Genomic DNA, 25885 nt, shown 5'->3' on the forward strand with positions numbered 1-25885 from the left:
TAGCGGTCACCTCGTGGGATCGTCGCCACGTGAGAGGTCATCCCAGTCGTCGATCGCGTCGTGCGGGCGTGACGATCCAGCGGGTGAGGCAACGGAATTCGGAGTCGCGGACTCCGTCCGAAACCGGCGGCCTCCCCCGGCCCAGCGGTGCGCGGTCACGAATGTCAGGACGCCGCTCCCCAGCAGGAGGACCCACGCGGCCAAGGTCACCGCGGGCCACGGCGTGGTGGTGATCGACGCGATGAGTTGCCCGACCGCGGCCTCGCCGGTGATGCCGGTCGCCTCGGTGACCGACGATGCGACATGCGTCGCCCCAGGGCCGGTGACGATGGGCCACGTGAGCGCCGCCAGGGTTGCGGCGATCGCGACCGTGAGCGCGCCGAACACGTATCGCAGCACCGGTCCGACCACCGCTAACGCGCCCCCGAGTGCGAGCACGGCGAGGCTGAGCGGTGCGAGCACAGGGAGAGCCGCGTCGCCCGCGACGGATAACGCCTGGGCGGAGCCGTCGTCGAGCACGACGGTGAGCCAGGTCTGTGTGGAGGAGATCACGCCGAACGACCCGACCGCGACCGCGACGAGCACGGCGAGGAGGCGACCGCGGCGGTTCATCGCGGGTGCCCCAGGCCGGTCACGTCCGGGTGCAGATCGTCGGCATCGAAGCACGTGCGGGTGCCGGTGTGGCAGGCGGGTCCCACCTGCTCGACGTCGATCAGGATCGCGTCGCCGTCGCAGTCGAGCCGCGCACCGCGCACGTACTGCACGTGGCCCGAGGTATCGCCCTTGCGCCAGTACTCGCCGCGGGAGCGAGACCAGAAAGTCACGCGGCCATCGGTCAGTGTGCGGCGCAGGGCTTCAGCATCCATCCATCCCAGCATCAGCACTTCGCGGGTGTCCCACTGCTGAATGATCGCCGCAACGAGCCCCTGGTCGGTGAAGGTGACTCGAGCGATGCGCGCGTCGAGGTCGTCGCTCATGTGCGCACCTCGATGCCGTCGGCCATCATCGCTGCCTTGACGTCGCCGACGGTCAGCTGTCCGGAGTGGAAGACGGATGCTGCCAGCACAGCGTCCGCGCCCGCACGGATCGCCGGCGAGAAGTCTTCGGCCCGCCCCGCGCCGCCCGAAGCGATGACGGGAACGCTGGAGAGCTCGCGCATGAGACCGACGAGTTCGAGGTCGAATCCCTGCTTGGTGCCGTCGGCATCGATGGAGTTCACCAGCAGTTCACCGGCACCGCGCTCGATCGCCTCGCGGGCCCAAGCCAGGGCATCGAGATCAGTCTCGGTGCGGCCGCCGTGGGTCGTCACCACGAACCCCGAAGGAATCCGCTCGGACGGCCCGCGAAGGGTTCGCTTCACATCGAGTGAAAGCACGAGAACCTGCGCCCCGAAGCGGTCTGCGATGTCATCGATGAGTGTCGGCCGAGCGATCGCGGCGGAGTTGACACCGATCTTGTCGGCACCGACCGACAGCAGTCGGGCGACATCCTCAGCGCTGCGCACTCCCCCGCCCACCGTCAGCGGGATGAAGACCTCCTCGGCCGTCCGGCGAACAACGTCGTACGTCGTCGCGCGATCGTCGACAGTTGCGGTCACGTCGAGGAAGGTGAGTTCATCAGCGCCCTGGGCGAAGTACTCCCGGGCGAGTTCGACGGGGTCGCCCATATCGCGGAGGTTCTCGAAGTTGACGCCCTTCACGACGCGTCCGGCGGCGACATCCAGACACGGGATGACGCGACACACGAGACTCATCAGAGCCTCGCGTTGTGAATAGCCGTGACCAGGATGGCTCGGGCGCCGATCGCGTACAGGGCGTCCATGATCTGGTTCACGCCGTTGCGCGCCACCATCACCCGCACCGCGACCCATGTCTCATCGCGCAACGGTGAGATCGTCGGGGACTCGATGCCAGGCGCGAGAGCGACAGCGGCGTCGATGAGATCGGCGGGGAGGTCGTAGTCAATCAGCACGTACCGCCGGGCGACCATGACGCCGCGCAGACGGCGGAGGAGCGTTTCGGTGCCTTCTGCGGCCGCCGGTGACTGGATGAGAACCGCTTCGGACTGCAGGATGACCGGACCGAATATCTCGAGGCCCGCCTGGCGCAACGTGGTGCCGGTCTCGACGACGTCGGCGATCGCATCGGCGACGCCGAGGCGTACGGCCGACTCGACGGCCCCGTCCAACGGGACGAGGTCAACCGCAATACCCCGCTGGTCGAGGAAGGCATCCACAAGGCCCGGGTAGGACGTCGCCACCCGAGCGCCGTCGAGGTCTTCAATGCTCGAGAAGGTCCCGGTCGGTGCGGCGAATCGGAACGTCGAGCCGGCGAAGCCCAGCGCTTCGATCTCTTTGGCTCCCGGCATCCGCGCGTCCAGCAGCAGGTCACGGCCGGTGATGCCGACATCCAGGGCGCCAGAGCCGACGTATGTGGCGATGTCTTTCGGGCGGAGGTAGAAGAACTCGACCTCGTTCGCCGGATCGATGACGTGGAGGTCCTTCGGGTCTCGGCGACCGCTGTACCCCGCCTCTTGGAGCAATTCGGCAGCGGTGTCGGCGAGCGACCCCTTGTTCGGCACAGCAATACGCAGCATGGCGGGATGGCTTTCAGGTTTCAGGACGGTCGGTGGGCTGCAGCTCACAGATGTCGGTAGACATCCTCGGGGGTCAGTCCTTTCGCGAGCATCATCACCTGCAGGTGGTACAGCAGCTGCGAAATCTCTTCGGCTGCCGCATCCGTCGACTCGTACTCGGCGGCCATCCATACCTCGGCCGCTTCTTCGACGATCTTCTTACCGATGGCGTGTACGCCGGCGTCCAGCTGCGCGACCGTCCCCGATCCTTCGGGTCGCTCGGCGGCCTTCGCGGCCAGCTCAGCGAACAGAGTGTCGAACGTCTTCACCCTGCAAGGGTATCGCCCCTTCAGTGCGCGTGACGATGTGACGCCGCGGCCGCACGGAGTGAGGTGATCGCCGCATCGGGATCGGATGCCCCAAACACCGCAGACCCGGCGACGAACGTATCGGCACCCGCCTCGGCAGCCTGTGCGATCGTCGACTCGCCGATGCCACCGTCGACCTGGAGCCACACCGCCGAGCCTCGACGTCGTGCCTCGGCAGCCAGCGCGGTGAGCTTGGGCATGGTCTCGGGCATGAAGGACTGACCGCCGAATCCCGGTTCAACGGTCATGACGAGGATCTGGTCGAACTCGTCGAGCACGTCGTAGAGGTTCTCGACCGGTGTGGCGGGTTTGACCGCGACACCCGCGCGGGCGCCCATCGCGCGCAACCGACGAGCGAGCGTGACCGGTTCGGCGGATGCTTCGAGGTGAAAAGTGACGGATGCTGCGCCGAGTTCTGCGTATTCGGGAGCCCAGCGTTCGGGCGCCTCGATCATCAGATGCACATCGAGCGGAACGGTGCTCGTTTCTTGGATCCGCCGCACCATCTGCGGCCCGAACGTGAGGTTGGGCACGAAATGGTTGTCCATCACGTCGACGTGGACGAAGTCCGCGCCCTGAATGCGGGCGAGGGATGCCTCCATGTTCGCGAAGTCTGCGGCCAGGATGCTGGGGTTGATGCGGACGCCGTCATGGGCTCCGGGGGCGTCGCTGTGCACGCGTCCATTATGGTCGAGCCGTGGACCCCATCAGCGCCGTGCTTGAGCGCGTACTCGAAGAAGTCCGTCCCCTCGATGCCGGAGAGGTCGCGAACTACATCCCCCAACTTGCCACCGCTGACCCCGATCAGCTGGCGCTCGCGGTGGTCGGCCCGCGCGGACGGGTGCGCAGTGTGGGCGACGATCGCGTGCAGTTCACGATTCAGTCGATCTCCAAGCCGTTCGTCCTGGCCCTGGCATTGGAGGAGCGTGGCCTCGATGCGGTGCTCGACCATGTGGGGGCAGAGCCGAGCGGCGAGCCCTTCAATGCGATCAGTCTTGAGGACATCACCGGTCGGCCCGTCAACCCGATGGTCAACGCGGGCGCCATTGCGACAACGTCGCTGATTGAGGGCACAGACGTCGACGATCGGACAGGGCGGATCGTCGCCACGCTCTCGGCGTTCGCCGGCCGGTCGCTGTGGATCGACGAATCGGTGTACGCCTCGGAGTCTGCCACCGGCGACCGTAACCGGGCCCTTGCCCACCTCCTCCGCTCGCACGGCATCTTCGAAGGTCCGGTCGACGACACCGTCGAATCGTATTTTCGTCAGTGTTCGGTGCTCGTCAGCGTCCGCGACCTCGCGGTCATGTCGGCGACCCTCGCCTTCGGAGGGGTCAATCCCGTCACCGGTGCACGCGTGGTGAGCGAGACGTCGGCACGTCATGTGCTCTCGGTGATGTCGAGCTGCGGAATGTATGACTTCTCCGGAGAATGGCTCCTGCGCGTCGGTGTCCCGGCCAAGAGTGGCGTGAGCGGCGGTCTGCTCGCGGTCGCACCGTCGCAATTCGGGGTCGCTGCTTTCAGCCCTCGGCTGGACGAGCACGGCAACAGCGTGCGCGCAAGCGCGGTCGTGCGCACCCTGTCGGAGAGTTTCGGGATGCATCTGCTCGACACGCACGAAGGTCTGGGTGCACCGGGCGTGCACGTGCAGGCGAATCAGGGTGGCGGACTGCGGGTCACACTCGGTGGCGAGCTGGGTTTCGCCGGCACGGAACGGGTCGCCGCAGTCCTGCGGGATCTCGTGGGATCCGCGTCGGCCGGAACCCCGGTGATCGTGGACGCCCGCGAACTCGGCCGCGTGCACCCCGGCGCCCTGTCCGCCCTGCGCGCGGAGTTCGACGATATGCCCGAGGGCTTTCAGCTCACGCAGTGAACGACGTCATACCCGGCGCAGCAGCGAGATCGACATCGCGTCGGTATTGTGCCGGTGCGGCCAGAGCTGTGCGCGTCCCGACCCGTCGGCTTGCTCGCCGAGCACGGGGTCGGCTGTACTGATGCGCTGAAGCACTTCCCGCGCCGACACCTCCTCGAGCGCTGCCCCCCACTCCCGCCGGACATCGGCGACGACACCGGCAGTTTCGGCCAAGTGCGGCGAGCACGTGACGTAGGCGACAATTCCTCCGGGCTTCAGGGCGCTCACCGAACTGGAGAGCAACTCGCGCTGTAGCGCGGTCAGTTCGGGGACGTCGGCGGGTGACTTCCGCCAGCGCGCTTCGGGTCGCCTTCGCAGGGCGCCGAGCCCCGTGCACGGCGCATCGACGAGGATGCGATCGTAGGTATCGGGCGCGTCGTCCGCTCGTGTACGGCCGTCTTCTTCGGAAACGGGAACGTCGAGCGGGATGCCGGCGATGGCGTTGCGGACAAGCCCGGCGCGTGCCGGGGAGATCTCGTTGGCCTCGAGAATCGCGCCGCTTGCCAGTGCTTCAGCCGCGAGGATCGCCGTCTTGCCGCCCGGCCCGGCACACAGGTCGAGCCAGCGTTCGCCCGCTGCGATCGGGGTTGCGCGGGTCAGCGCGAGGGCCGCGAGCTGCGAACCCTCGTCCTGTACGCGCACGCGTCCACCGGCTTCGCGGATCGTCGTTTCGGGGTCGCCGCCACCTAGGCGGAATCCGAAGGGCGAGTACGGCGTGCGGCGAACGTCGTCGGGTACCTCCGCAAGACCGGGGAGCGCGGCCATCGTCACCCGGGGGGAAGCATTGTCGGCGGCGAGCAACGCTTCGAGTTCGTCGGCCCGTCCCTCGGCCGCAAGAGCCCGCCGGAACGCGCGCACGACCCAGACAGGATGAGAGAAGACGAGTCCGAGTCGTTCGTCGTCGGAGCGGGCGGATTCGGCGATGCGTGACATCCAGTCCCCCGGAGTGTCACGCGTGATGCGCCGGAGCACGGCATTCGCGAACCCGGCTGCGCCGCGACTCCCGGCCGAGCGGGCGAGCTCGACCGACTCGTTCACCGCCGCGTGCGAGGGCACACGTGTCGAGAGGAGCTGGTGGGCTCCGAGCCGCAACGCGTCAAGGACGGCGGGATCGATCTCGTCCACGCCACGACCCGCGGCCGAGGCGATGACGGCGTCGTAGGTGCCCTCGCGCCGGAGGGTTCCGTAGGTCAGTTCTGTGGCGAGGGCAGCGTCAGCGGTGTTGAGCCCCGCACGCCTGATCGCCACCGGAAGAAGAAGGTTGGCGAACGCATCCGATTCGTGCACCGCACGCACCGTCTCGAAGGCGACTCGCCTCGATGGCTGAACGGGGCTCACGAGCCCACCACCGGATTCTCGACGCGAAGCCCGCGCCACCAGTCCATTGCGCGCATGGCTCCCTTTCCGGCCGGCTGAATCGTCTCCAGAGCGATCGGTCGCGTGCCGGTACCGACCAGCACGGTCGTTCCGACGCCCACGAGAGCGCCCGGCATCAGTGTCGGCGCGTCCGCCGGGGCGTCTGCGACCGCCAGGATCTTCAGGCGAGCTCCGTCCATTGTCGTATGGGCGCCAGGCTCGGGGGTGGTCCCCCGGATGCGGCCGAGCACGCCCTCCGCTGCATCGGTCCAACGGATGCGACCGTCTTCGTCGGACAGTTTCGGCGCAAGCGTCGGTGTGCCTACCTGCGGAACGGCCACGGCTGTGCCGTCGGCGATCGCATCCACGACCTCGAGCAGGAGCTCGGCCCCGACCCCGGCGAGCGATTCGAGCACGTCTCCGGCCGTGGCAGAGGAAGGGATGGTGACCGACCGCTCAGCGAAGACCTCGCCCGCATCGAGCTCGGCCACGAGCTGGAACACGCTTGCGCCCGTCATGCGGTCACCGGCGATGAGCGCATGCTGAACCGGAGCCGCACCGCGCCAACGCGGGAGGAGCGAAAAGTGCAGGTTGATCCAGCCGTGCGGCGGGTGTGACAGCAGAGGTTCGCGCACCAGCCCGCCATAGGCCACGATCACTCCGAGTTCGGCAGCGAGCCCCGAGATCGTCTCGGTGGCTGCCGCGTCGAGGCGATCCGTGCGGATCACCTCGAGGCCCAGTTCGGTCGCCGCAGAGGCGACCGGCGACGGCGTGATGACCCGTTTGCGTCCGAGGGGAGCGTCACGTCGGGTGACCACTGCGGCGATGTCGTGGGTGGATGCCGCGAGCCGCTGTAGCGATGGCACCGCGGCAAACGGCGTCCCGGCGAAGACGAGGCGCATGAAGTTGTCCTTACAGGTCAAGATCGGGTACATCGACCCGCACTCTGAGTGTATTGCGGGGCGTCGGTGGTCGCCCCTTCGCGGGTCTGCGACGGGACTTCAGCGCTTCGGCAACGACCGCAGCGCGAAGGATCTCGGACGCGCGGCTTCCGTGGCCGTAGTCGAACCGCACGAGTGCTCGCACGCCGTTGTCGCTTGTCACGGGCCCGAGCGCGTCGGCATCTGCGACGATTCCCTCGCTGCGTAGGTGCTCGACCACACCGAGCACGCTGCGCTGTTCGCCTTCGACGCTCGCGACGCGCACGGTCGGCGGCATGCGGAGCGGTGCTCGATCGGCGAGCTCCGCCCGAGCGTAGGCGGGCTGGGTCCAGGTGGCCAAGGCACGAGCAACCGGGCCTGCGACTCCGACCAGGTGAACGGGCGCACCGGGAGCGGCGAGAGCGGCGGCGTTGCTCCACCACCTCAGGCACGACTCACCGATACGAAGATCGTCGGCCATCAGCATCCGGTCGCCATCCAGCAGCACGATTGCTCGGTAGCCTCCGGTGGCGATCGGCTCTGCCCCACGGGTCGCGACGACGAGCGCCGGCCGGTCATCGATACGCAGCACCTGGTGTTCTCCGTCGGCAACGATGATCCGCACCCCGGGAAAGGCGCGGCCCAGTTCGTCGGCGGTGCGCTCGCTCCCGGCGGAAGCCATCCGGAGCTTGGTGGAGGAACACTCCGGGCACGTCCAGGCGTGCGCTGAGCGGCCACACCAGCCGCAGACCGGCACCGCGCCCGCTCGCGCGGCCTGGAGGGGCCCCGCGCAGTGTGGACAACGCGCCGGGTTGCGGCACTCGGCGCAGACGAGTACCGGCGCATAGCCGGGACGCGCCACCTGTACGAGTACCGGCCCGTGGGCTAGTGCTTCGCGCGCGGCGGCGAAGGCGGCAGACGGGACCCTGGCGCCCCGCGACTCCCCCTCGCGCGTCGCGCTCAGCACGACCCGTGGACTTGTGCGCCGCTTCGCGGTGATCTCGGTCACCCAGCCGACCGAGACCAGTCGTTCCACGTCGCTCGTGCGCGTGTGACCGGCGAAGAGGAGTGCCCCGCCGTCGAGTTCTTGCCGGATGAGGGCCGCATCGCGTGCATGAACTCCGGGGCTCAGGGGCTCTGACAGGAGCGAGTCGCCGTCGTCCCAGAGCGCGATGAGACCGAGTTCGTGCACTGGTGCATAGACGGCCGAGCGATTACCGACCACGATGCACGGCACTCTACTCAGCGTGCGGAGGAACGCGGCGTAGCGCGCCGGTGCGCTTTGCCGTGCGTCGGTCTCGATCACTGAACCCGCTGGCGCGATCGCTGACAGCGCCGCGACGAGTTGGGCCTGGTCCCGGTGATCGGGGACAACGAGGATCGCGCTCCTGCCACGCGCGAGCGTCTGCACGCCGGCAGCGGCGAGAAGGGCCGCCCAGGCGCCGACGTCGGTACCATCGGGCAACCGCACAAGGCCGGGTGCAGCATCCACGGCCACGCGCGCACCGTTCGACAGTTCCTCTGCGAGCGAGGGAAAGCCTGCGAGGGTTTTCGAGGATCGGGTGACGGATTCGTCCGAGACCGCGAGGGCGGATGCCTCTTCCCCGGCGAGCCAAGCCTTCTCTGCGCGCACCATCCGACGCGGAATCGCCAGCCGAAGGATGTCACTGGCGGACCCCGCCGCTCGGTCGGCCGCGCGCCTCGCCAGCGCGTAGAGCGCCGGGGTGAGCACCGCGACGGGCGATACGACGTCGTCGAGCTCAGACAGTGGCCGGTCGGCGTCATCTTCATCGGCCAGCTCGACCAGATAGCCGTCCACGACTCGACCAGCCGTGCGCAACGGCACGCGCACGCGGACCCCGGGCTGCGCCTGTTCGAGAAGACTCAAGGGAACGACGTAGTCGAAGAGACGGTCGAGCTGGGGCAGGGGCGAATCGATCAGCACGCGCGCGACGCGCCGCGCAGACACCTCAGATTCCGGCGGCTGAGCGCAGATCTGCTGCGCGGTCGGTGCGCTCCCAGGTGAAATCGGGCAGCTCGCGGCCGAAGTGCCCGTACGCGGCAGTCTGCGCGTAGATGGGGCGCAACAGGTCGAGCTGTTCGATGATCGCGCGCGGGCGCAGGTCGAACACCTCGCGGATCGCCCGTGCAATCGCTTTATCTGACAGGGTCCCCGTACCGAACGACTCAACGTAAAGACCGACGGGCTGAGCCTTGCCGATCGCGTACGCGACTTGCACCTCGAGGCGCTTCGCGAGACCGGCGGCGACCACGTTCTTGGCCACCCAGCGCATCGCGTACGCGGCCGAACGATCGACCTTTGACGGGTCTTTGCCGCTGAAGGCCCCGCCACCGTGGCGCGCCGCGCCACCATAGGTGTCGATGATGATCTTGCGGCCCGTGAGGCCCGCGTCGCCCTTGGGGCCACCGATCACGAAGGGACCGGCCGGGTTGACGTAGTACTTGACGTTCGGCTGCTCGAGGCCCGTTTCGGCGAGCACAGGATCGATGACAGCACGCCGCACCTCGGTGCGCACATCTTCAAGGTCGATGTCGCCGTGGTGCTGAGTGGACAGCACAACAGCTTGCACCGTCTTCGGAACCGACCCGTCATAGCCCAAGGTCACCTGGGTCTTGCCGTCGGGGCGGAGGAAGGCCAGTTCACCCGACTTGCGCACCTCCGCGAGCCGCTCGGCCATGCGGTGCGCCGTCCAGATCGCCATCGGCATGAGCTGTGGTGTCTCATCGGTGGCGTAGCCGAACATGATTCCCTGATCGCCCGCGCCCTGGAAGTCGTGGGGGTCTTCTGAGCCGTCTTCGCGACGCTCAAAGGCCTTGTCAACACCGGCGGCGATGTCGGACGACTGTGCACCGATCGAGATGCTCACTCCGCAAGAGTTGCCGTCGAAGCCGGCCTCGCTCGAGGTGTAGCCGATACGGTTGACGACCTTGCGCACGATCGCCGGAATCTCGACGTATGCGCTCGTGGAGACTTCACCGGCCACATGCACGAGACCGGTCGTGACGAGCGTCTCGACCGCGACGCGCCCATCGGGATCATCGGTGATGATCGCATCGAGGATCGCGTCCGAGATCTGGTCGCAGATCTTGTCGGGGTGGCCCTCGGTCACGGACTCGGATGTGAACAGGCGCAGTTCGGTCATCGATACTCCAGGTCGGTTGCGGGCACACATAAGTATGCCCCCGAAGGCGGACAGAGCCGCCTCGGGGGCATCACAGCGAAATGGTTACTCTGCGATCGGACGCAGACGCAGCTTGTCTTCGTGGATCTCGTGCAGAGCGATCGTCAGCGGCTTGTCTTCGACGTTCGAGTCCACGAGCGGGCCCACGTTGTCGAACAAGTTGCCCTCGTGAAGATCGGAGTAGTAGTCGTTGATCTGGCGCGCACGCTTGGACGCGAAAATCACGAGCTGGTACTTCGAGTCGACCTTTTCGAGCAGGCTGTCGATGGGGGGATCAATGATTCCCTGGTTGGTTCCGGCCATGGGAAACCTCCTGGTTCGGATACGGCGTTGAAGACGCGAGTGCGTGGATCTGGGCTCGGCGGTGCCGAGGCATCCCACCATTCTACGCCAGACGGGTGCTCCCCCGCGTCCGTGAGTTACTCGGCGAGTTCTGCCACCGCGGCCGCGGCGCGCGCCACGTCGTCGTTGACGACTCGGAAGTCGAACTCATTCTGTGACGCGAGTTCGGTCTTGGCGGTTTTCAAGCGGCGGGCACGCTCGGCATCGCCCTCTGTGCCGCGCCCGACAAGTCGTTGAACGAGTTCGTCCCAGCTGGGCGGGAGCAGGAACACGAGGGTTGCTGACGGCTCTGCCGCACGCACCTGGCGGGCGCCTTGCAGATCGATCTCGAGCAGAACAGCGTGACCCTGAGCGAGCGCAGTGTCGATCGGAGCACGCGGCGTGCCATAGCGATACGCGTTGTGGACCGTCGCATGCTCCAGAAGCTCACCGGCAGCGATCATGCGGTCAAACTCCGAGTCGTCCACGAAGAAGTAATGCTCACCGTCGACTTCGCCCGGGCGAGGCGCTCGCGTGGTCGCCGAGACCGACAGGTGGATCTCGGGGTGGTGTGCCTTGATGTGTGCGGCGACCGTTCCCTTGCCCACAGCTGTGGGGCCGGCGAGCACGACGAGTCGGCTACGACCACCGCGGGGCTCGACCTCTGGCACGCGCTCGTCGAGGAAGGCTCGCAGCACGGTTCGCTGGCGTGCACCGAGACCCCCGAGTCGCTTGACGGGAGAGATCTCAAGATCAGCGAGAATTCGGTCGCGTTTGCCGGCGCCGATCGCGGGGATCGCGGTGAGGAACTCGGTCACGCGCATGGCGCCGGCCGCAGAATCCGGGGCGCCCAGCGCTCGCCGCAGGAGCTCCTGCGGCGAAATGACGCGCATCGTGACGTCTCTTTTCAGCGCGGCGCGTTCGCGGCGTGCTGCGACGGCGCGACGGGATGCCGCGACCCGGTCAACATCGGGGGGTGTGCGTGAATCAGCCATGGGAGCTTCCACGGTACATCGCCGTGCGCTCTGCGATGCGCGCGGGGAGTGCAGTCGGTCCGGCGGAGAGCACACTGCGACTCTCGGAGGCGACGACATTGGGTGAGAGCGCCCCGAAGAGCTTCTGCAGGTCGGCCGGGGCCGCACCCTGCGCCCCGAATCCGGGAGCGAGCAGGGGTGCACCGCGAAGGGCTTCGTCGGGCAGTCCGAGTGCCGTGCGGTCGACAGTCGCGCCCACGACGAGTCCGATCGGGCCCAGGCCACCCTCGAAGGCGGCGGAGCCGTTGATCCACGAGACATCGCGCGCGACCCGCTCAGCGACGGACTGGTCCTGCGTCGACGCGACATCGATCGTGCGCGCACTCTGCACGGCGTACGCTTCGGGATTGCTCGTCGCCGCCAAGACGAACGCGCCCTTGCCGTGACGCACGGCGAAGGTGAGGGTCTCGCGGAGCGAGTCCGGCCCGAGATAGGGGCTGAGCGTCACCGCGTCTGCTTCCAGCGGAGAACCGGGGGTCAGCCACGCGGCCGCGTACCCATCCATCGTCGAACCGATGTCGCCACGCTTGGCATCGGCGATGATGACGAGCCCGGCATCGCGTGCGGCAGCAAGGACGTCCTCGAGCGCGGCGAAGCCCGCAGACCCATACGCCTCGAAGAACGCCACCTGCGGTTTGACGACACCAACCCGCCCGGCCGCCGCCTCGACGACCCGGAGTCCGAAGTCACGAGCACCGGATGCCGCGGCATCCAACCCCCACTGCTCCAGCAGGTGGGTGTGCGGATCGATTCCGACGCACAGGGGCCCGTAGAGGTCGAGAGCCGTGCGTAACCGCGCTCCGAAGCCTGTCACGCGCGCGCCGCTCGATCCGCCGCGTACTCCTGCAGGCTCCTCACTCGGAATCCTTCGCGCAGCACCGGAAGAGCGCTGACAGCCGCACCGAGGACCGCCATGGTGGTGAACAGCGCCTTGTCTCCGGCGACTGCGGCCGCGCGGATCTCGTAGCCGTCGGCACGAGCCGTGCCACCGCTCGGGGTATTCACGACGATGTCGATATCGCCCGCATTGATGAGGTCGACGATGTTGGATGCCCCGGACTCCTGTGTGTCGGAGTACTTGTTCACGACCGTCACCTCGATGCCGTTGCGGGCGAGGATTTCTGCGGTGCCCTCGGTCGCGACGAGCGTGAAGCCGAGTTCTTGCAGGCGGTGCGCGGGGAGGATCACGGCACGCTTGTCGCTATCGGCGACCGAGATGAAGACCGTCCCCGTCAACGGAAGACCGCCATACGCGGCCTCCTGCGACTTGGCGAACGCCGTCGGGAAGTCGCGGTCGATCCCCATGACCTCGCCCGTCGAGCGCATCTCGGGGCCGAGGATCGAGTCCACGGTTTGGCCGTCGGCGGTGCGGAACCGCTTGAACGGCAGCACTGCTTCCTTGACGGCCACCGGAGCGTCCAGAGGCACGCGAGAGCCGTCCTGCGGCGGCAACATTCCCTCGGCCTTGAGCTCGGCGATCGTCGAGCCCGCCATGATGCGGCTCGCCGCCTTTGCGAGCGGGATTCCGAGCGCCTTCGACACGAAGGGCACGGTGCGGCTCGCGCGAGGGTTCGCCTCGATCACATAGAGCACGCCCGCCGAGATCGCGAACTGGACGTTGAGCAGCCCGCGGACCCCCACTCCCCGAGCGATGGCCAGGGTGGCTTCGCGCACCCGGTCGACCTCGGTGCGGCCGAGGCTCACTGGAGGCAGCGTGCAGCTGGAGTCGCCGGAATGGATGCCGGCCTCTTCGAGGTGCTCCATCACGCCGCCGATGTACAGCTCGTTACCGTCATAGAGGGCATCGACGTCGAGTTCGATCGCGTCATCGAGGAAGCGGTCGACCAGGAGCGGCATCCCCTCCCCGATGATGACCTCGCCGGCGGTGCGCACGAAGTACTCGCGCAGGCTCGCGGTGTCGTAGACGATTTCCATGCCGCGTCCGCCGAGGACGAAGCTCGGGCGCACGAGCACGGGGTACCCGATCTCTTCGGCGATGAGCACGGCGCCGTCCGCGTTGATCGCCGTGCCGTGGCGTGGCGCGATGAGGCCGGCTGCATCGAGTAGCTGCGAGAACAGCTCGCGCTCCTCGGCGAGATCGATCGCGGCCGGACTCGTGCCGAGAATCGTGTAGCCGGCTTCTTCGATGCCCTTGGCGAGACCCAGAGGCGTCTGTCCACCGAGCTGGCAGATCACGCCGAGGATCTTGCCGGACTGTGCTTCGGCGTACAGAACCTCGAGCACGTCTTCGAGTGTGAGCGGCTCGAAGTACAACCGGTCAGAGGTGTCGTAGTCCGTCGAGACCGTCTCGGGGTTGCAGTTGACCATGATGGTCTCGTAGCCGGCGTCCGAGAGTGCGAACGAGGCGTGCACGCACGAGTAGTCGAACTCGACGCCCTGGCCGATGCGGTTGGGACCGGAGCCGATGATGACGACCTTGGTGCGCTCGGAGGGCGTCACCTCTGTCTCGAAGTCGTAGCTGGAGTAGTGATACGGCGTGAGCGCCGGGAACTCCCCCGCACACGTGTCGACCGTCTTGTAGACGGGCCGTAGGCCTGCGGCGTACCGGATGCTGCGGACCTCGGTCTCGCCGATCCCCCGCAGCTGCGCGATCTGCACATCGCTGAAGCCGTGCTCCTTCGCGAGGCGCAAGGTGCCTTCGTCCAGATCATCTGCGTCCGCGACGAAGGCTGCAACCTCGTTGATCAGCACGATCTGATCGAGGAACCACGGGTCGATCTTGGTGGCCTCGAAGGCCTGCTCGACAGTCGCGCCCTTGCGAAGCGCCTGCTGGAGCACCACGATGCGGCCATCGGTGGGCTTGCGCGAAATCTCGAGCAGCTCCTCGGCCGAGCGGGTCTCATCGCCCCAGTGAAAGCTCGACCCGCGTTTCTCGAGCGAACGGAGCGCCTTCTGCAGTGCGGTCGCGTAGTTGCGGCCGATCGCCATGGCCTCACCGACGGACTTCATGGTCGTGGTCAGTGTGGTGTCGGCCGCGGGGAACTTCTCGAAGTTGAACCGGGGCACCTTCACCACGACGTAGTCGAGTGTGGGCTCGAAGCTTGCGGGGGTCACCTTGGTGATGTCGTTGGGGATCTCATCGAGGCGGTAGCCGATGGCGAGCTTCGCGGCGATCTTGGCGATGGGGAAGCCCGTCGCCTTCGAAGCCAGCGCAGAAGACCGCGAGACGCGCGGGTTCATCTCGATCACGATGATGCGTCCGGTGTCGGGGTTCACGGCGAACTGGATGTTGCACCCACCGGTATCGACGCCGACGGCGCGGATGATGTCGATGCCGATGTCACGGAGCTTCTGGTACTCACGGTCGGTGAGGGTCAGCGCCGGAGCGACCGTGATCGAGTCACCGGTGTGCACGCCCACCGGGTCGACGTTCTCGATCGAGCAGACGACCACAGTGTTATCGGCGGTGTCGCGCATGAGTTCGAGCTCATACTCTTTCCATCCGAGGATCGACTCCTCGAGGAGCACCTCGGTGGTCGGCGAATCGCGCAGGCCCGCGCCGGCGATGCGGCGGAGGTCCTTCTCGTCGTACGCGAAACCCGAGCCGAGCCCGCCCATCGTGAACGACGGGCGCACAACCATCGGGTAGCCGAGTTCGTCAGCGGCGGCGAGCACTTCGTCCATGGTGTGCGCGATCCGGCTGTCGGCGACATCGGCTCCCGCATCCAACACCAACTGCTTGAAGATCTGGCGGTCTTCGCCCTTGTTGATCGCTTCGAAGTTCGCCCCGATCAGTTCGACGTCGTACTTCTCGAGAACGCCGTTGTTGTGCAGATCGATCGCCGCGTTCAGCGCGGTCTGGCCACCCAGTGTCGGCAGGATCGCGTCCGGCTTCTCTTTGGCAATGATTGTCTCGATCACCTGCCACGTGATGGGCTCGATGTAGGTGGCGTCGGCGAAATCGGGGTCGGTCATGATCGTGGCCGGGTTCGAGTTGACCAGGATGACGCGCACGCCCTCTTCGCGGAGCACTCGGCACGCCTGGGTGCCCGAGTAGTCGAACTCGCAGGCCTGGCCGATGACGATCGGGCCAGATCCGATGACCAGGACACTCTTGATGTCGTCGCGCTTAGGCATTCTTTTCCTTCAGAGTCGCGACGACGAGGTCACGGAATCGGTCGAAGAGGTAGTTGGCGTCGTGGGGTCCGGCGGCTGCCTCCGGGTGGTACTGCACCGAGAAGGCCGGGATTTCGAGTGCACGCAGGCCCTCGACGACGTTGTCGTTGAGGCCGATGTGGCTCACTTCGACCTGTCCATAGCCGTTGGGTGAGTCGAAGGCGCCCTCGCGGGGGGCGTCCACGGCGAACCCGTGGTTGTGCGCGGTGATCTCGACGCGGCCGGTGGTCTTGTCGAGCACAGGCTGGTTGATGCCGCGGTGGCCGAACGGCAGCTTGTATGTGTCCAGTCCGAGTGCACGGCCGAGCAGTTGGTTGCCGAAGCAGATCCCGAAGAACGGCAGGCGGTCATCGAGGACCGCGCGCAGGAGCGCGACGTGGTCGCCGGATGCTGCGGGGTCACCGGGCCCGTTGGAGTAGAACACGGCGACCGGGTCGATCGCACGAATGCCATCGATCGTGACGTCTTGCGGAAGGACATGCACTTCGAACCCGCGCAACGCGAGGTTGTCGACGGTGGCCTGCTTCACGCCCAAGTCCAGGACGGCGAGGTTGCCGACCCGCTCCCCCACAGCTTCGGTAACCTCTGCGGCGGTGACCGATACGGCGGCCGAGAGGTTCTGACCTGACATCTCGGGCGCTTCGCGTACGAGTGCAAGCTGCTGTTCGGCGTCCAGCGATGCCGCTTCGCCCGAGAAGATTCCGCCGCGCATGCTGCCGGCGGAACGGATGTGGCGGGTGACCGCGCGTGTGTCGATTCCGCTGATGCCGACGATCCCGTCGGTGATCAGCGCCTCGTCGAGAGATTCGTCAGCGCGCCAGTTCGACACGACGCGCGAGGGGTCGCGCACGATGTACCCAGCGACCCAGATGCGCCGAGACTCGGGGTCTTCGTCGTTCATGCCGGTGTTGCCGATGTGCGGAGCGGTCTGCAGCACGATCTGTCCGGCGTAGGAAGGATCGGTCAGGGTCTCTTGATAACCGGTCATCCCCGTGGCGAAGACGACCTCACCGAGTGTGGTGCCCTCCGCGCCGTAGGAGCGGCCGGTGTGGCGGGTGCCATCCTCGAGCACGAGAACAGCGGGTGGTTGGAGATGCGGCGAGATCATGCGTCGTTTCCCGTCGGTGTAGGGGTCAGGATGCTTCGCACGGCGTCCGCAAGAGCGAGCGCCGAAGCATCCTGAGGGCGAAGGTAGGAGTCGACGATGGTGTCATCGTCGGTGCGCCACGTGAGGCGCGTGAGACCGTCACGTTCGACCACGCGGTCGATGGCCACGGTCGCCTGGGCGACATCGAGGAGTCGGCCCGTGGCGAAGAACATACGAGGCTGCCCGGTGAGGTCGAGCGCGACGCCTGAGTCCGCGACGGTCACCGTCCCGCGCGATCGGTAGCCCAGACCACGGATTGCCAAGCGTTCCAGGGGCTCGCCATGCCGGGTAGTGGCCACATAGAGCACGGTGAAGCGACTGAGCTCGTGTGCCGAATCAGGCGCTTCGCCGAAGGGCGCAGACGTGCCACGGTCGCGGCGCGTGCGCCGCCACCAGCCGAAGGCCCCCAGAGCGACGATCAGTATGGCGATCGTGATCATCACCGCGATCGCGGCCTCGCGGGTCACGATCGCACTCCGGGAGTATCCAGGAGCGCACCGTTGACCACCGTCGGCACTCCGCGGTGGAGTGTCCACCGTACTTCGCCCGGAAGTTCCCTGCCGAGGTAGGGCGAGTTGTGACTGCGGCCCTTCAGATCGACCACTCCGAATGGGCGGATCGGCTCAGGGTCGTAGAACGTGAGCGACGCGGGCTGCCCGGCAACGAGCGGAGTGCCGTGGCCACTCAGGCGACCGATGCGGGCGGGCTCACGCGACATCACGCGTGCGACGTCGCTCCAGCTCAGCATCCCGGTGTCGACCATGGCGACCTGCACGACCCGCAATGCGCTCTCGAGTCCCACCATCCCGTTGGCGGCTGCCTGCCACTCGCAGGCCTTGGCCTCGGCGGGGTGCGGGGCGTGATCGGTCGCGACGATGTCGATCGTGCCGTCGGCCAGGCCCTCACGAACAGCCATGACATCCTCTTCACGCCGCAGCGGCGGGTTGACCTTGAACCGGGCGTCATACCCACGCGCCAGTTCGTCGGTCAGCAGGAGGTGATGCGGAGTGACTTCAGCAGTGACGTTCACGCCACGCTCTTTGGCCCAGCGGATGATCTCGACCGAACCGGCAGTCGAGAGGTGACAGACGTGCAGGCGTGACCCCACGTGCTCGGCCAGCAGCACATCGCGCGCGATGATCGACTCCTCGGCGACGGCAGGCCAACCCGCAAGCCCGAGCTCTGCTGAGATCGCACCCTCGTTGAGTTGCGCCCCCTCGGTCAGCCGAGGGTCTTGCGCATGCTGAGCGATGACACCGTCGAACGCTTTCACGTACTCCAGCGCTCGCCGCATGATCAGCGGATCCCAGACGCAGAAGCCGTCGTCGCTGAACACGCGCACGCGAGCGCGCGAATCCGCCATGGCGCCGAGTTCGGCGAGCCGCTCACCCTTCTGCCCGACCGTCACCGCGCCGATGGGCTGAACGGTGACGTACCCCGCGGCTTCGCCGAGCGCGAGTTCTTGCTCGACCACGCCGGCGGTGTCTGCAACCGGGGAGGTGTTGGGCATCGCGAATACGGCGGTGTAGCCGCCCGCCGCCGCGGCGCGCGATCCGGTCAAGACGGTTTCGGATGCCTCGAACCCGGGCTCGCGCAGGTGCGTATGCAGATCGACCAAGCCAGGAAGCGCGACGAGGCCGTCGACATCGATCACCGTCGCACCGGACCGCGAAAGACCGGCGCCGGCCTCGACAATCGTTCCGCCGTCGACAATGAGGTCAGCGCTTTCGCCGCCTTCTGGGCGCGCCCCTCGAAACAGGAATACTTCGCTCATCGTGCGTCCTCCGTTTCGCCGCTGGTGCCTGCCAGAAGCAGATACAGCACCGCCATGCGCACCGACACGCCGTTGGTCACTTGTGCGAGCACCGTGGAGCGAGCCGAATCGGCCGCCTCGGCAGAGATCTCCAGGCCGCGGTTCATCGGGCCGGGGTGCATGACCATGCTATCGGCACCGAGCCGTGCGAGCCGTGCGGGGTCGAGTCCCCAGCGGCGGGAATACTCCCGTTCAGTGGGGAAATACGCCGCATTCATCCGTTCGGACTGAATGCGCAGCATCATGAGTGCATCGGGGTCTGCGTCAATGGCGTCATCGAGGTTGTACCGCACGCGGGCGGGCCAGGCCGAGACATCCTGCGGCACCAGGGTTGGTGGTGCGACGAGCGTGACCTCGGCACCGAGTGTCGACAACAACCACACGTTCGAACGCGCGACGCGCGAATGCAGGATGTCACCGACGATCGTGACTCGCATGCCCTCAAGGTCGCGCCCGCGGCTGTCGGCACCGTGACGGCGGTTGCGGATCGTGAAGGCATCCAAGAGCGCCTGGGTCGGATGCTCGTGCGTGCCGTCGCCCGCGTTGACCACACCCGCCGTGATCCAGCCGCTCGTCGCGAGTGTTCGAGGAGCGCCGGACGCACCGTGGCGAATGACGACAGCATCCGCCCCCATCGCCTGCAGTGTCTGCGCGGTGTCTTGAAGCGACTCTCCCTTGGAGACACTCGAGCCCTTGGCCGAGAAGTTGATCACGTCGGCCGAGAGGCGCTTCGCTGCGGCCTCGAACGAGATGCGGGTGCGGGTGGAGTCCTCGAAGAAGAGGTTGACGACCGTCTTGCCGCGCAGCGTCGGAAGTTTTTTGACCTCACGCTGCTGGGTGTCGGCCATGTCCTCGGCAACATCGAGGATGCGCAGCGCGTCTGCGCGCGAGAGTGTCTTCGTATCGAGCAGGTGCCTCATGATTCGATCGTCACCTCCTCGATGCCGTCAACATCGGCGAGGCGCACATTCACGCGCTCGTCGCGGGAGCTCGGCAGGTTCTTGCCGACGAAGTCGGGGCGGATGGGCAGGTCCCGATGGCCTCGATCAACGAGGATCGCGAGGCGCACGGCTGCGGGCCGCCCGATGTCTTGGAGTGCATCGAGCGCGGAACGGATGCTGCGCCCGGAGAAGAGCACGTCATCGACGAGCACCACGGTCTTGCCGTCGATCCCACCGGCGGGAATCTGCGTGGGTTGCGGCGCGCGCGTGGGGTTCCTGTGGAGGTCGTCCCGGTACATCGTGACGTCGAGCGCGCCCGTGGGGATGGTGGTGTCCGAGAACTCGCCGACGAGGGTTGCGATCCGGTGCGCGAGTGCGACGCCTCGCGTGGGAATTCCGAGAAGGATCAGACCGTCGGGCCCCTTGTTCGACTCAAGGATCTCGTGCGAGATCCGAGTCAACGCTCGGGCAATGTCGGCTTCGTGCAACACGGTTCGCGTGCTCATCTGCCGCTCCCTTCTCCGCCTCACAGGACGGTGTTAAAGGTTGCTGGTGCCCACCCAGTCTAGTCGCATGGCGGGCCGGTCCGCGCTCGGACCGGCCCGCCATGCTGCTGTGTGGCGTTGATGGATGAACTGGCCCTCACGCCTTCTTCGGGCCGTGCAGCACCTTCGACGCGATGACCAGTGCCGCCGTAATCAGGACGGCGTTCTTCATGATGTACTGCCCCGTCAGCGTGGGGCCAGCGGCGGAGTAGACGTCCTGCGGAAGCAGCACGAGCGGTGACAGGATGCCCACGAACGCGAGGACGAGTACGACCAGACCGACGCGAGCGAATGCGCCGCCGATGATGAGCAGAATTCCGGCAGTGACCTCGATCGTGGCGGTGGCGATCATCGCGGTCTGGCCGCCGACGATGCCGAAAGTGAGCTTGTCCCATGTCTGCATGACCAGCGCCTCGAGTGGGCTCGCACCCGGAATGAGCTTGAGTGCGCCGAAGACGGCGAAGACAGCGCCCAGTGCGACTCGGAGTGCGGGAACGCTCCAGCGCTCCAGCAGGGCCTTGAGGCCGGCTTCTGCGCGTGCTTCGAAGGCGAGCGCGGCGCGGACGGGATGTGTGCCGCTGGGGCGAGCGGGCAACGCGACGCCGGCGGCGCCGCGTGAGGCGGGAACAGTGGTCATGACGTCACTCCTCGGTGATTGTCTGGCCCGCGACATGCGGACCTGAGAATCAAGAACGAGAAGATCGCGCTGTGATACGTGGACGGCTCAAGAAACCGCCGACACCGATCCCTGCCGCACGTCCTCGTCGGCGAGGCTCGAGCGGATCGGGTGGCCCTGAGTCGTGAGGCACCTGCCCGAAGCGAGATCCCATTTCCAGTCGTGCAGGCTGCACGTAAGCACACCGTCTTCGATCTTCGCGGTCTTCGTGAGGTCGGCGCGCAGGTGCGGGCACCGGCGTTGCACGATCCATTCGCCAAGCTGCGCGTCTTCGGTTTGATCGGACTGCTCGGAGTACCAGTTCTCGACGTACTCGATCCGATCGCGCGAGAGGCACTTGAGGAAGGTGGTGAGGAACTCGTTGAACTTGCCGCTGCGGCCGACTTCGAACTGCATCGACAGGAAGATCGAGTTCGACCAGTCGATCTCGTGCTCAGCGATGTTCGTTGAGACCAGGTCAGCGGGGATCGTGTACCAGTAGATGCACTCCTCCCCCGCGTACTCGCGCACCTTGGCTTTCGGGAAGTCCACCACCATGTCGAGGTCACCGATGCGGAACCTCACGTTGCCGCCGACCCCGTTGCGGATCGTGCGCGCGCGGCGCAGCAGCGGCTCCCACCAATCCCTGATCGCGGCGAGCATCTCGTCGGGCGGCAGGATTGCGGCGCGGGATGCTTCTTCCGCAGCGATCTCGCTCTGTCGCGCGTCTCGCTGCGCGGCGAGGTAGGCCCACTTGTCGTCGAACATCCGGTCGATCTCGGCGTCCGTGTACAGGGACTGCGTTACCGAGATTTCGCCGTGGGTGAGTTCGACTACCGTGCCGGGGACGAACTCGTACCCCTTCTGCTCGGGACGCTGCTCTTTCATATGCGCGAGGAACTGACGGGAATCGGTGAAGATCGAGTCGTCCTCGAGGCCGAAGCCGTTGAAGCGGAAGAGATCTTCGCGCAGGAACATCGGCGGTCCTGCCATCGGGAAGACGTGCTCAGCATCCACCTTCTCGATGTAATACATCGCCCGCTTGTTCTGCGCATCGCGCTTGAGACGGGCGAAGTTCTGCTTCGCGTCCTGGGGGAGGTCGTAGACCATCGGCCACCAGATCGCGCCGGAAGTCTGGGTGAAGTACGCCTCGGGGTGGGAGAACGACAGCAGCTTCTCGAGGTCGAGCGGGTGCGAATCGTTCTGGTTCAGGATGCTCGCGGTGCCGTCGTCGACCGAGAGGCTCGAGTCCCCGATCGGGCCGTCGCTGGGAGCCCGGAGCGGCGTCACCATGACCTTCAGATCGCCGAACTCCAGCGGCACACCCGACTGGGTGTAGATGATGTTGTCGTAGCCGAGGCCACGCAGATCCTGCTCCAGGTCGTCGGTCGGGTAGTCGGGCAGGAGCACTCTGACGTCGGTCGAGATGTACTTCTTCATCAGCGCCGGATCGAAGTGGTCGCGGTGGCGGTGCGAGATGTAGAGGAAGTCGGCCCTACCGAATCGCTCCCAGTCAAGGCCCCGGTTGTCGGGGAACGGAAACCAGGAGCCGAAGAAGGAAGGCCCGATCACCGGGTCGCACAGAATGCTTCCCCCCGCTGTCTCGATGAACATTCCGGCGTGGCCGAGACCCGTGATGCGCATGCTCGCTCCTTCCTTGCCCAGTCTACGTTCCCTCGTCGAACAGACCTCGGATGTCGTCGGCAGTGAGCGCGCCACCGAAAAGTGCGTCGTCATCCATCACAGACTGAAACAGCCGCGCCTTCCGGCGCTGCAGCGCCATCACCTTCTCTTCGATCGTCCCGTCGGCGATCAGGCGATAGACCATGACACTCCGGGTCTGTCCGATGCGGTGGGCGCGGTCGACCGCCTGAGCCTCCGCGGCGGGGTTCCACCACGGATCGAGCAAGAAGACGTAGTCGGCTTCGGTGAGTGTGAGGCCGAATCCGCCTGCCTTCAGACTCACGAGGAACACCGGCGCCTCGCCCTCGCGAAACGCCGCCACGGCCGCATCGCGATCGCGGGTCGACCCGTCGAGATACGCGTACGGGATGCCGCGTTGCTCGAGTCGGACGGCGACCAGCGCGAGGAACGACGTGAACTGGCTGAACACCAGGGCTCGGTGCCCCTCGGCCAGAACCTCATCCAGCTGCTCGAACAACGCGTCGAGTTTGCTCGGGGTGATATGCGCGTGCGCGGGGTCCACCAGTCCCGGCGCCAGGCTCAGCATCCGGAGCAGTGTCAGCGATCGGAAGACGATGAACCGGTTGCGATCGAGGTCGTCCAGAAGTCCGAGTACTTTCTGCCGCTCGCGCTGCAGCACGGCGTCGTAGAGCGCACGATGCGCGGCGCCAAGTTCTACCCGGATCTCCTGTTCCTGCTTCGGTGGGAGTTCGGGCGCCACGAGCTCTTTCGTCCGCCGAAGAACGAGAGGGCGGATGCGGCGGCGCAGCCGGGCAAGCCGGGCCGCGCGATACTCACCGCCCTCTTCGTTTTCTGGCACCTTGCCGTTCTCAATCGGACCGACGTACTCGTCGCGGAAGCGCCGAGCCGAAGCGAAGAGCCCGGGAGAAGTGAGCGAGAGCAGCGCCCACAGCTCGGTCAGGCTGTTCTCGAGCGGGGTTCCAGTGATCGCGAAGATGACGTCGGTGCGAAGATCGCGGACCGCTCGATGCGCCCGCGTTGCGGCGTTCTTGACGAACTGCGCCTCATCGAGGACCACGCCCGCCCACTCGACCTCTGCGAAACCTTCGGTGTCCAGGCGCAGGACGGTGTAGCTGGTGATGACGACATCGGCGGTGGCGGCAGCATCCGCCACCGTCGTTCCGCGCTTTGCGCGCGTGGCGCCCAAGATCTCGATGTTGAGGTCAGGAGTGAACCGTGCGGCCTCGTTCTTCCAGGTCGACAGGACCGAGGTGGGAGCGACCACGAGGAATGGTCGGGTCTCACCGGACTCGCGGGCGTGCGCGATCAGCGCCAACATCTGGAGGGTCTTGCCGAGACCCATGTCGTCGGCGAGGATCCCACCGAGACGGTGTTGCCAGAGGAAGGCTAGCCAGTTGAACCCGGCGCGCTGGTACGGGCGGAGCGCCGCACGAAGTGTGGAAGACAGGGGCGTCTCCGGCACAGCATCCGCGTCGCGCAGTGCCGCGGCCGTCGCCCGCCATGACACGGCGGGATCAGTCTCATCCGCGACATCTTCGAAGTCCGACCACAGCGCGGTCTGGTAGCGGCTGATGCGTGGGCCGGTCTCCCATTCGGCGAGCGTTCCGGCTTCATCGATGAGGTCGCGCAGCCGCCCGAGAGCGGGATGCGACAGCGAGAAGTAGCCGCCATCGCTCAGGAGAAGCTTCTTCTTCCCGCGCGAGAGAGCAGTGAACAGCGACGTGAACGGGATGACCCGTCCGTCGATCGTGACCATGATGCCGAGGTCGAACCAGTCGGGATCGGGCGAATCAACCGTTGTCACTGTGATGTGCGGGTCGCCGGTGAGTTCGCGGTAACGCGGACGGGACCCGGAGACCACGAGAGTGACGTCACCGATCGCCTCGAGCTGCGGGAGCGCGTTCGCCGAGAACGCCGCCGCCTCGAGGCCGGTGAGCGTGCCGGTCGCAGCGAACGGCACGGTCGTGCTCTGCGTCCACACACCTTCGACGTGGGAGCGGATCGCTTCTTCGGCCAGGGCGTCGCGCCCCGGCGACGTCGGCGTTCCGAGTGCGAAGGACTCGGCTGCAGGGTAGGTCCAGGCGAGGGTGAAGTCGAGGCGGTGAGATGGGGCAAAGTGCACTGATATTCGCAGGGTGGGCGTTGCGGGGTCAGGCACCTCGATGCCGGTCGCTCGCACGGCCACTTGTCTGACCAGCGCCGGGAGGTGGTCGCGAACGAACTCGTCGGCGTCTTTCGCGGGGACGACGATGGGCTCTTTTCCCGCGAGAAGGGCGGATGCCGCTGGGGGCACTGCGGCGGGCGCGAGCGTGAGCGCGATCGTTTCGCGATGTACCACAAACGAGTACAACCCGATGCCACCGATGGGTCGAACGCTCGCTGTGTCGACCGCCTCGCCGTCGATGATCACTTCTGGCGTAAGCGTGATGCCCGACGCGTTGGACGACGCCTGTATCGAGACGGATGCCTCGGACGTCACACGCACGCTCTGCGTGCGCTTGGTGGCGATCAGCGGAACCCCGAGGTTGCGAGCCGAGTCGAGATGCCCCCAGAAAAGGCCGGATTCGACATCGTCGAGCGTGACCCACTCCGAGGCATCCGTAAACGTGCCGAGCGTGCGAATGTCGCGCGCGATGCTGAACAGCTCAGCGAACCACCGCGACTGCCGCGGATCGCTCCCATGCCCGGGTCGTCGCAGACTCTCCCACGACACCTGGCCCTTGATCCATGTGCCGGGCCGAGAGCCGCCTTCGAGGGGACGCAAACCCACGAGTACATCCGATCCGAACGTATGTAGCCCCCGAGCGGTTGCCGTCTCGACACGGATCGGCGCCCAGGCCGAGCTGGAACGACGCACTCGTTGGCGGAGCTCCACGCCCAGGGCCAACAGCCGCGGACCTACGACGGCGCGAGCATCGGAAACTGCAACGAGCGTTCGCCATGCTTCGATCGGCGCGCGTTCAGGTGCCGCGCCTCCGAAGTTCTGGTTCGACGCCAGCAGCGCGGCGACCGTGTGCTTACAGTCGCGCTGCACCGGACACGTGCAGGCCGCCGACATGACCGGACGATCCGCGGAGCTCACATCTAGTCGAATCATGCAGTGGTATGGCTGCGGACCGCCGCCATCCACCGTCGCGCGAAGGAAGTGCTCGTGGGAGTCCCACTTCACATTGCGCACTGCGCCGTCGCGGAAGTACGCCGAGCCTCGTTCGTACGCTCCACCCACGCCCAAGCGGCGCAGGTGTGCGTCATCGACGAACGGGGGGTTCACAGCATCCATCATCGCCTTGACCG

General features: G+C 66.7%; 23 protein-coding genes. 1 reads left to right on the forward strand and 22 read right to left on the reverse strand.

The window, feature by feature from the left end:
• Positions 1-6 precede the first annotated feature (6 nt).
• Genes LG299_RS01380 through rpe form a run of 6 tightly spaced genes read right to left on the reverse strand, consistent with a single transcriptional unit; the run spans position 7 to position 3544 of the window.
• The gene (locus LG299_RS01380) at positions 7-612 is read right to left on the reverse strand and encodes a Trp biosynthesis-associated membrane protein (protein WP_404432805.1); all 606 of its coding nucleotides are present in this window, start codon (positions 610-612) and stop codon (positions 7-9) included.
• On the reverse strand, positions 609-977 hold the full coding sequence (gene hisI / locus LG299_RS01385) for a phosphoribosyl-AMP cyclohydrolase (RefSeq protein ID WP_404432807.1): 369 nt from the start codon (positions 975-977) through the stop codon (positions 609-611). Before hisI ends, LG299_RS01380 begins: the two co-directional genes overlap by 4 nt.
• Positions 974-1753, reverse strand: coding sequence for an imidazole glycerol phosphate synthase subunit HisF (gene hisF, locus LG299_RS01390; protein ID WP_404432809.1), 780 nt, complete (start codon positions 1751-1753; stop codon positions 974-976). The genes hisI and hisF overlap by 4 nt, the downstream gene beginning before the upstream one ends.
• Positions 1753-2595 carry an ATP phosphoribosyltransferase gene (hisG, locus tag LG299_RS01395; protein ID WP_404432811.1) on the reverse strand — a complete coding sequence of 281 codons (843 nt, stop codon included), beginning with the start codon at positions 2593-2595 and terminating at the stop codon, positions 1753-1755. Before hisG ends, hisF begins: the two co-directional genes overlap by 1 nt.
• A gap of 44 nt (positions 2596-2639) precedes the next feature.
• On the reverse strand, positions 2640-2903 hold the full coding sequence (locus tag LG299_RS01400; protein ID WP_404432813.1) for a phosphoribosyl-ATP diphosphatase: 264 nt from the start codon (positions 2901-2903) through the stop codon (positions 2640-2642).
• 20 nt (positions 2904-2923) lie between these two features.
• Positions 2924-3544 (reverse strand): ribulose-phosphate 3-epimerase, encoded by a 621-nt coding sequence (gene rpe / locus LG299_RS01405; RefSeq protein ID WP_404434763.1) that lies wholly within the window; start codon positions 3542-3544, stop codon positions 2924-2926.
• Positions 3545-3639: 95 nt separating this feature from the next.
• On the opposite strand from rpe, the gene glsA reads away from it, so the two are divergent.
• Positions 3640-4815, forward strand: a complete 1176-nt coding sequence (gene glsA / locus LG299_RS01410) for a glutaminase A (protein ID WP_404432815.1) — start codon at positions 3640-3642, stop codon at positions 4813-4815.
• A 6-nt stretch (positions 4816-4821) separates the two neighbouring features.
• On the opposite strand, the gene LG299_RS01415 is transcribed toward glsA, so the two are convergent.
• From LG299_RS01415 to LG299_RS01490, 16 genes are all read right to left on the reverse strand, one after another.
• On the reverse strand, positions 4822-6192 hold the full coding sequence (locus tag LG299_RS01415) for an RsmB/NOP family class I SAM-dependent RNA methyltransferase (protein WP_404432817.1): 1371 nt from the start codon (positions 6190-6192) through the stop codon (positions 4822-4824).
• A complete protein-coding gene (gene fmt / locus LG299_RS01420) occupies positions 6189-7112 on the reverse strand; it encodes a methionyl-tRNA formyltransferase (protein ID WP_404432819.1) in 924 nt (307 codons plus the stop codon). The genes LG299_RS01415 and fmt overlap by 4 nt, the downstream gene beginning before the upstream one ends.
• A 10-nt stretch (positions 7113-7122) precedes the next feature.
• Positions 7123-9099: a primosomal protein N' gene (locus LG299_RS01425; RefSeq protein ID WP_404432821.1), complete on the reverse strand. Its 1977-nt coding sequence runs from the start codon at positions 9097-9099 to the stop codon at positions 7123-7125.
• 1 nt (position 9100) lies between these two features.
• Positions 9101-10294 (reverse strand): methionine adenosyltransferase, encoded by a 1194-nt coding sequence (metK, locus tag LG299_RS01430; protein ID WP_404432823.1) that lies wholly within the window; start codon positions 10292-10294, stop codon positions 9101-9103.
• An 84-nt stretch (positions 10295-10378) separates the two neighbouring features.
• Entirely contained in the window at positions 10379-10636 is a 258-nt protein-coding gene (rpoZ, locus tag LG299_RS01435; protein ID WP_404432825.1) for a DNA-directed RNA polymerase subunit omega, read from the reverse strand.
• Between the two features lie 116 nt (positions 10637-10752).
• Positions 10753-11649 carry a guanylate kinase gene (gene gmk, locus LG299_RS01440; RefSeq protein ID WP_404432827.1) on the reverse strand — a complete coding sequence of 299 codons (897 nt, stop codon included), beginning with the start codon at positions 11647-11649 and terminating at the stop codon, positions 10753-10755.
• A complete protein-coding gene (pyrF, locus tag LG299_RS01445) occupies positions 11642-12502 on the reverse strand; it encodes an orotidine-5'-phosphate decarboxylase (RefSeq protein ID WP_404432829.1) in 861 nt (286 codons plus the stop codon). The genes gmk and pyrF overlap by 8 nt, the downstream gene beginning before the upstream one ends.
• On the reverse strand, positions 12499-15786 hold the full coding sequence (gene carB, locus LG299_RS01450) for a carbamoyl-phosphate synthase large subunit (protein ID WP_404432831.1): 3288 nt from the start codon (positions 15784-15786) through the stop codon (positions 12499-12501). The genes pyrF and carB overlap by 4 nt, the downstream gene beginning before the upstream one ends.
• Positions 15779-16933 (reverse strand): glutamine-hydrolyzing carbamoyl-phosphate synthase small subunit, encoded by a 1155-nt coding sequence (gene carA, locus LG299_RS01455; protein ID WP_404432833.1) that lies wholly within the window; start codon positions 16931-16933, stop codon positions 15779-15781. The genes carB and carA overlap by 8 nt, the downstream gene beginning before the upstream one ends.
• Positions 16930-17439, reverse strand: a complete 510-nt coding sequence (locus LG299_RS01460; RefSeq protein WP_404432835.1) for a hypothetical protein — start codon at positions 17437-17439, stop codon at positions 16930-16932. The genes carA and LG299_RS01460 overlap by 4 nt, the downstream gene beginning before the upstream one ends.
• Entirely contained in the window at positions 17436-18746 is a 1311-nt protein-coding gene (locus LG299_RS01465) for a dihydroorotase (protein ID WP_404432837.1), read from the reverse strand. Before LG299_RS01465 ends, LG299_RS01460 begins: the two co-directional genes overlap by 4 nt.
• The gene (locus LG299_RS01470) at positions 18743-19705 is read right to left on the reverse strand and encodes an aspartate carbamoyltransferase catalytic subunit (protein ID WP_404432839.1); all 963 of its coding nucleotides are present in this window, start codon (positions 19703-19705) and stop codon (positions 18743-18745) included. Before LG299_RS01470 ends, LG299_RS01465 begins: the two co-directional genes overlap by 4 nt.
• Positions 19702-20232, reverse strand: a complete 531-nt coding sequence (gene pyrR / locus LG299_RS01475) for a bifunctional pyr operon transcriptional regulator/uracil phosphoribosyltransferase PyrR (RefSeq protein WP_404432841.1) — start codon at positions 20230-20232, stop codon at positions 19702-19704. Before pyrR ends, LG299_RS01470 begins: the two co-directional genes overlap by 4 nt.
• 136 nt (positions 20233-20368) lie before the next feature.
• Positions 20369-20908: a DoxX family protein gene (locus LG299_RS01480; RefSeq protein WP_404432843.1), complete on the reverse strand. Its 540-nt coding sequence runs from the start codon at positions 20906-20908 to the stop codon at positions 20369-20371.
• Between the two features lie 87 nt (positions 20909-20995).
• Positions 20996-22570: a Rieske 2Fe-2S domain-containing protein gene (locus tag LG299_RS01485; protein ID WP_404432845.1), complete on the reverse strand. Its 1575-nt coding sequence runs from the start codon at positions 22568-22570 to the stop codon at positions 20996-20998.
• A 22-nt stretch (positions 22571-22592) separates the two neighbouring features.
• The gene (locus tag LG299_RS01490; protein WP_404432847.1) at positions 22593-25862 is read right to left on the reverse strand and encodes an SNF2-related protein; all 3270 of its coding nucleotides are present in this window, start codon (positions 25860-25862) and stop codon (positions 22593-22595) included.
• Between the last annotated feature and the right edge of the window lie 23 nt (positions 25863-25885).

This window comes from Microbacterium lacus (genome assembly GCF_044794305.1).
GTDB classification, from domain to species: domain Bacteria; phylum Actinomycetota; class Actinomycetes; order Actinomycetales; family Microbacteriaceae; genus Microbacterium; species Microbacterium lacus_B.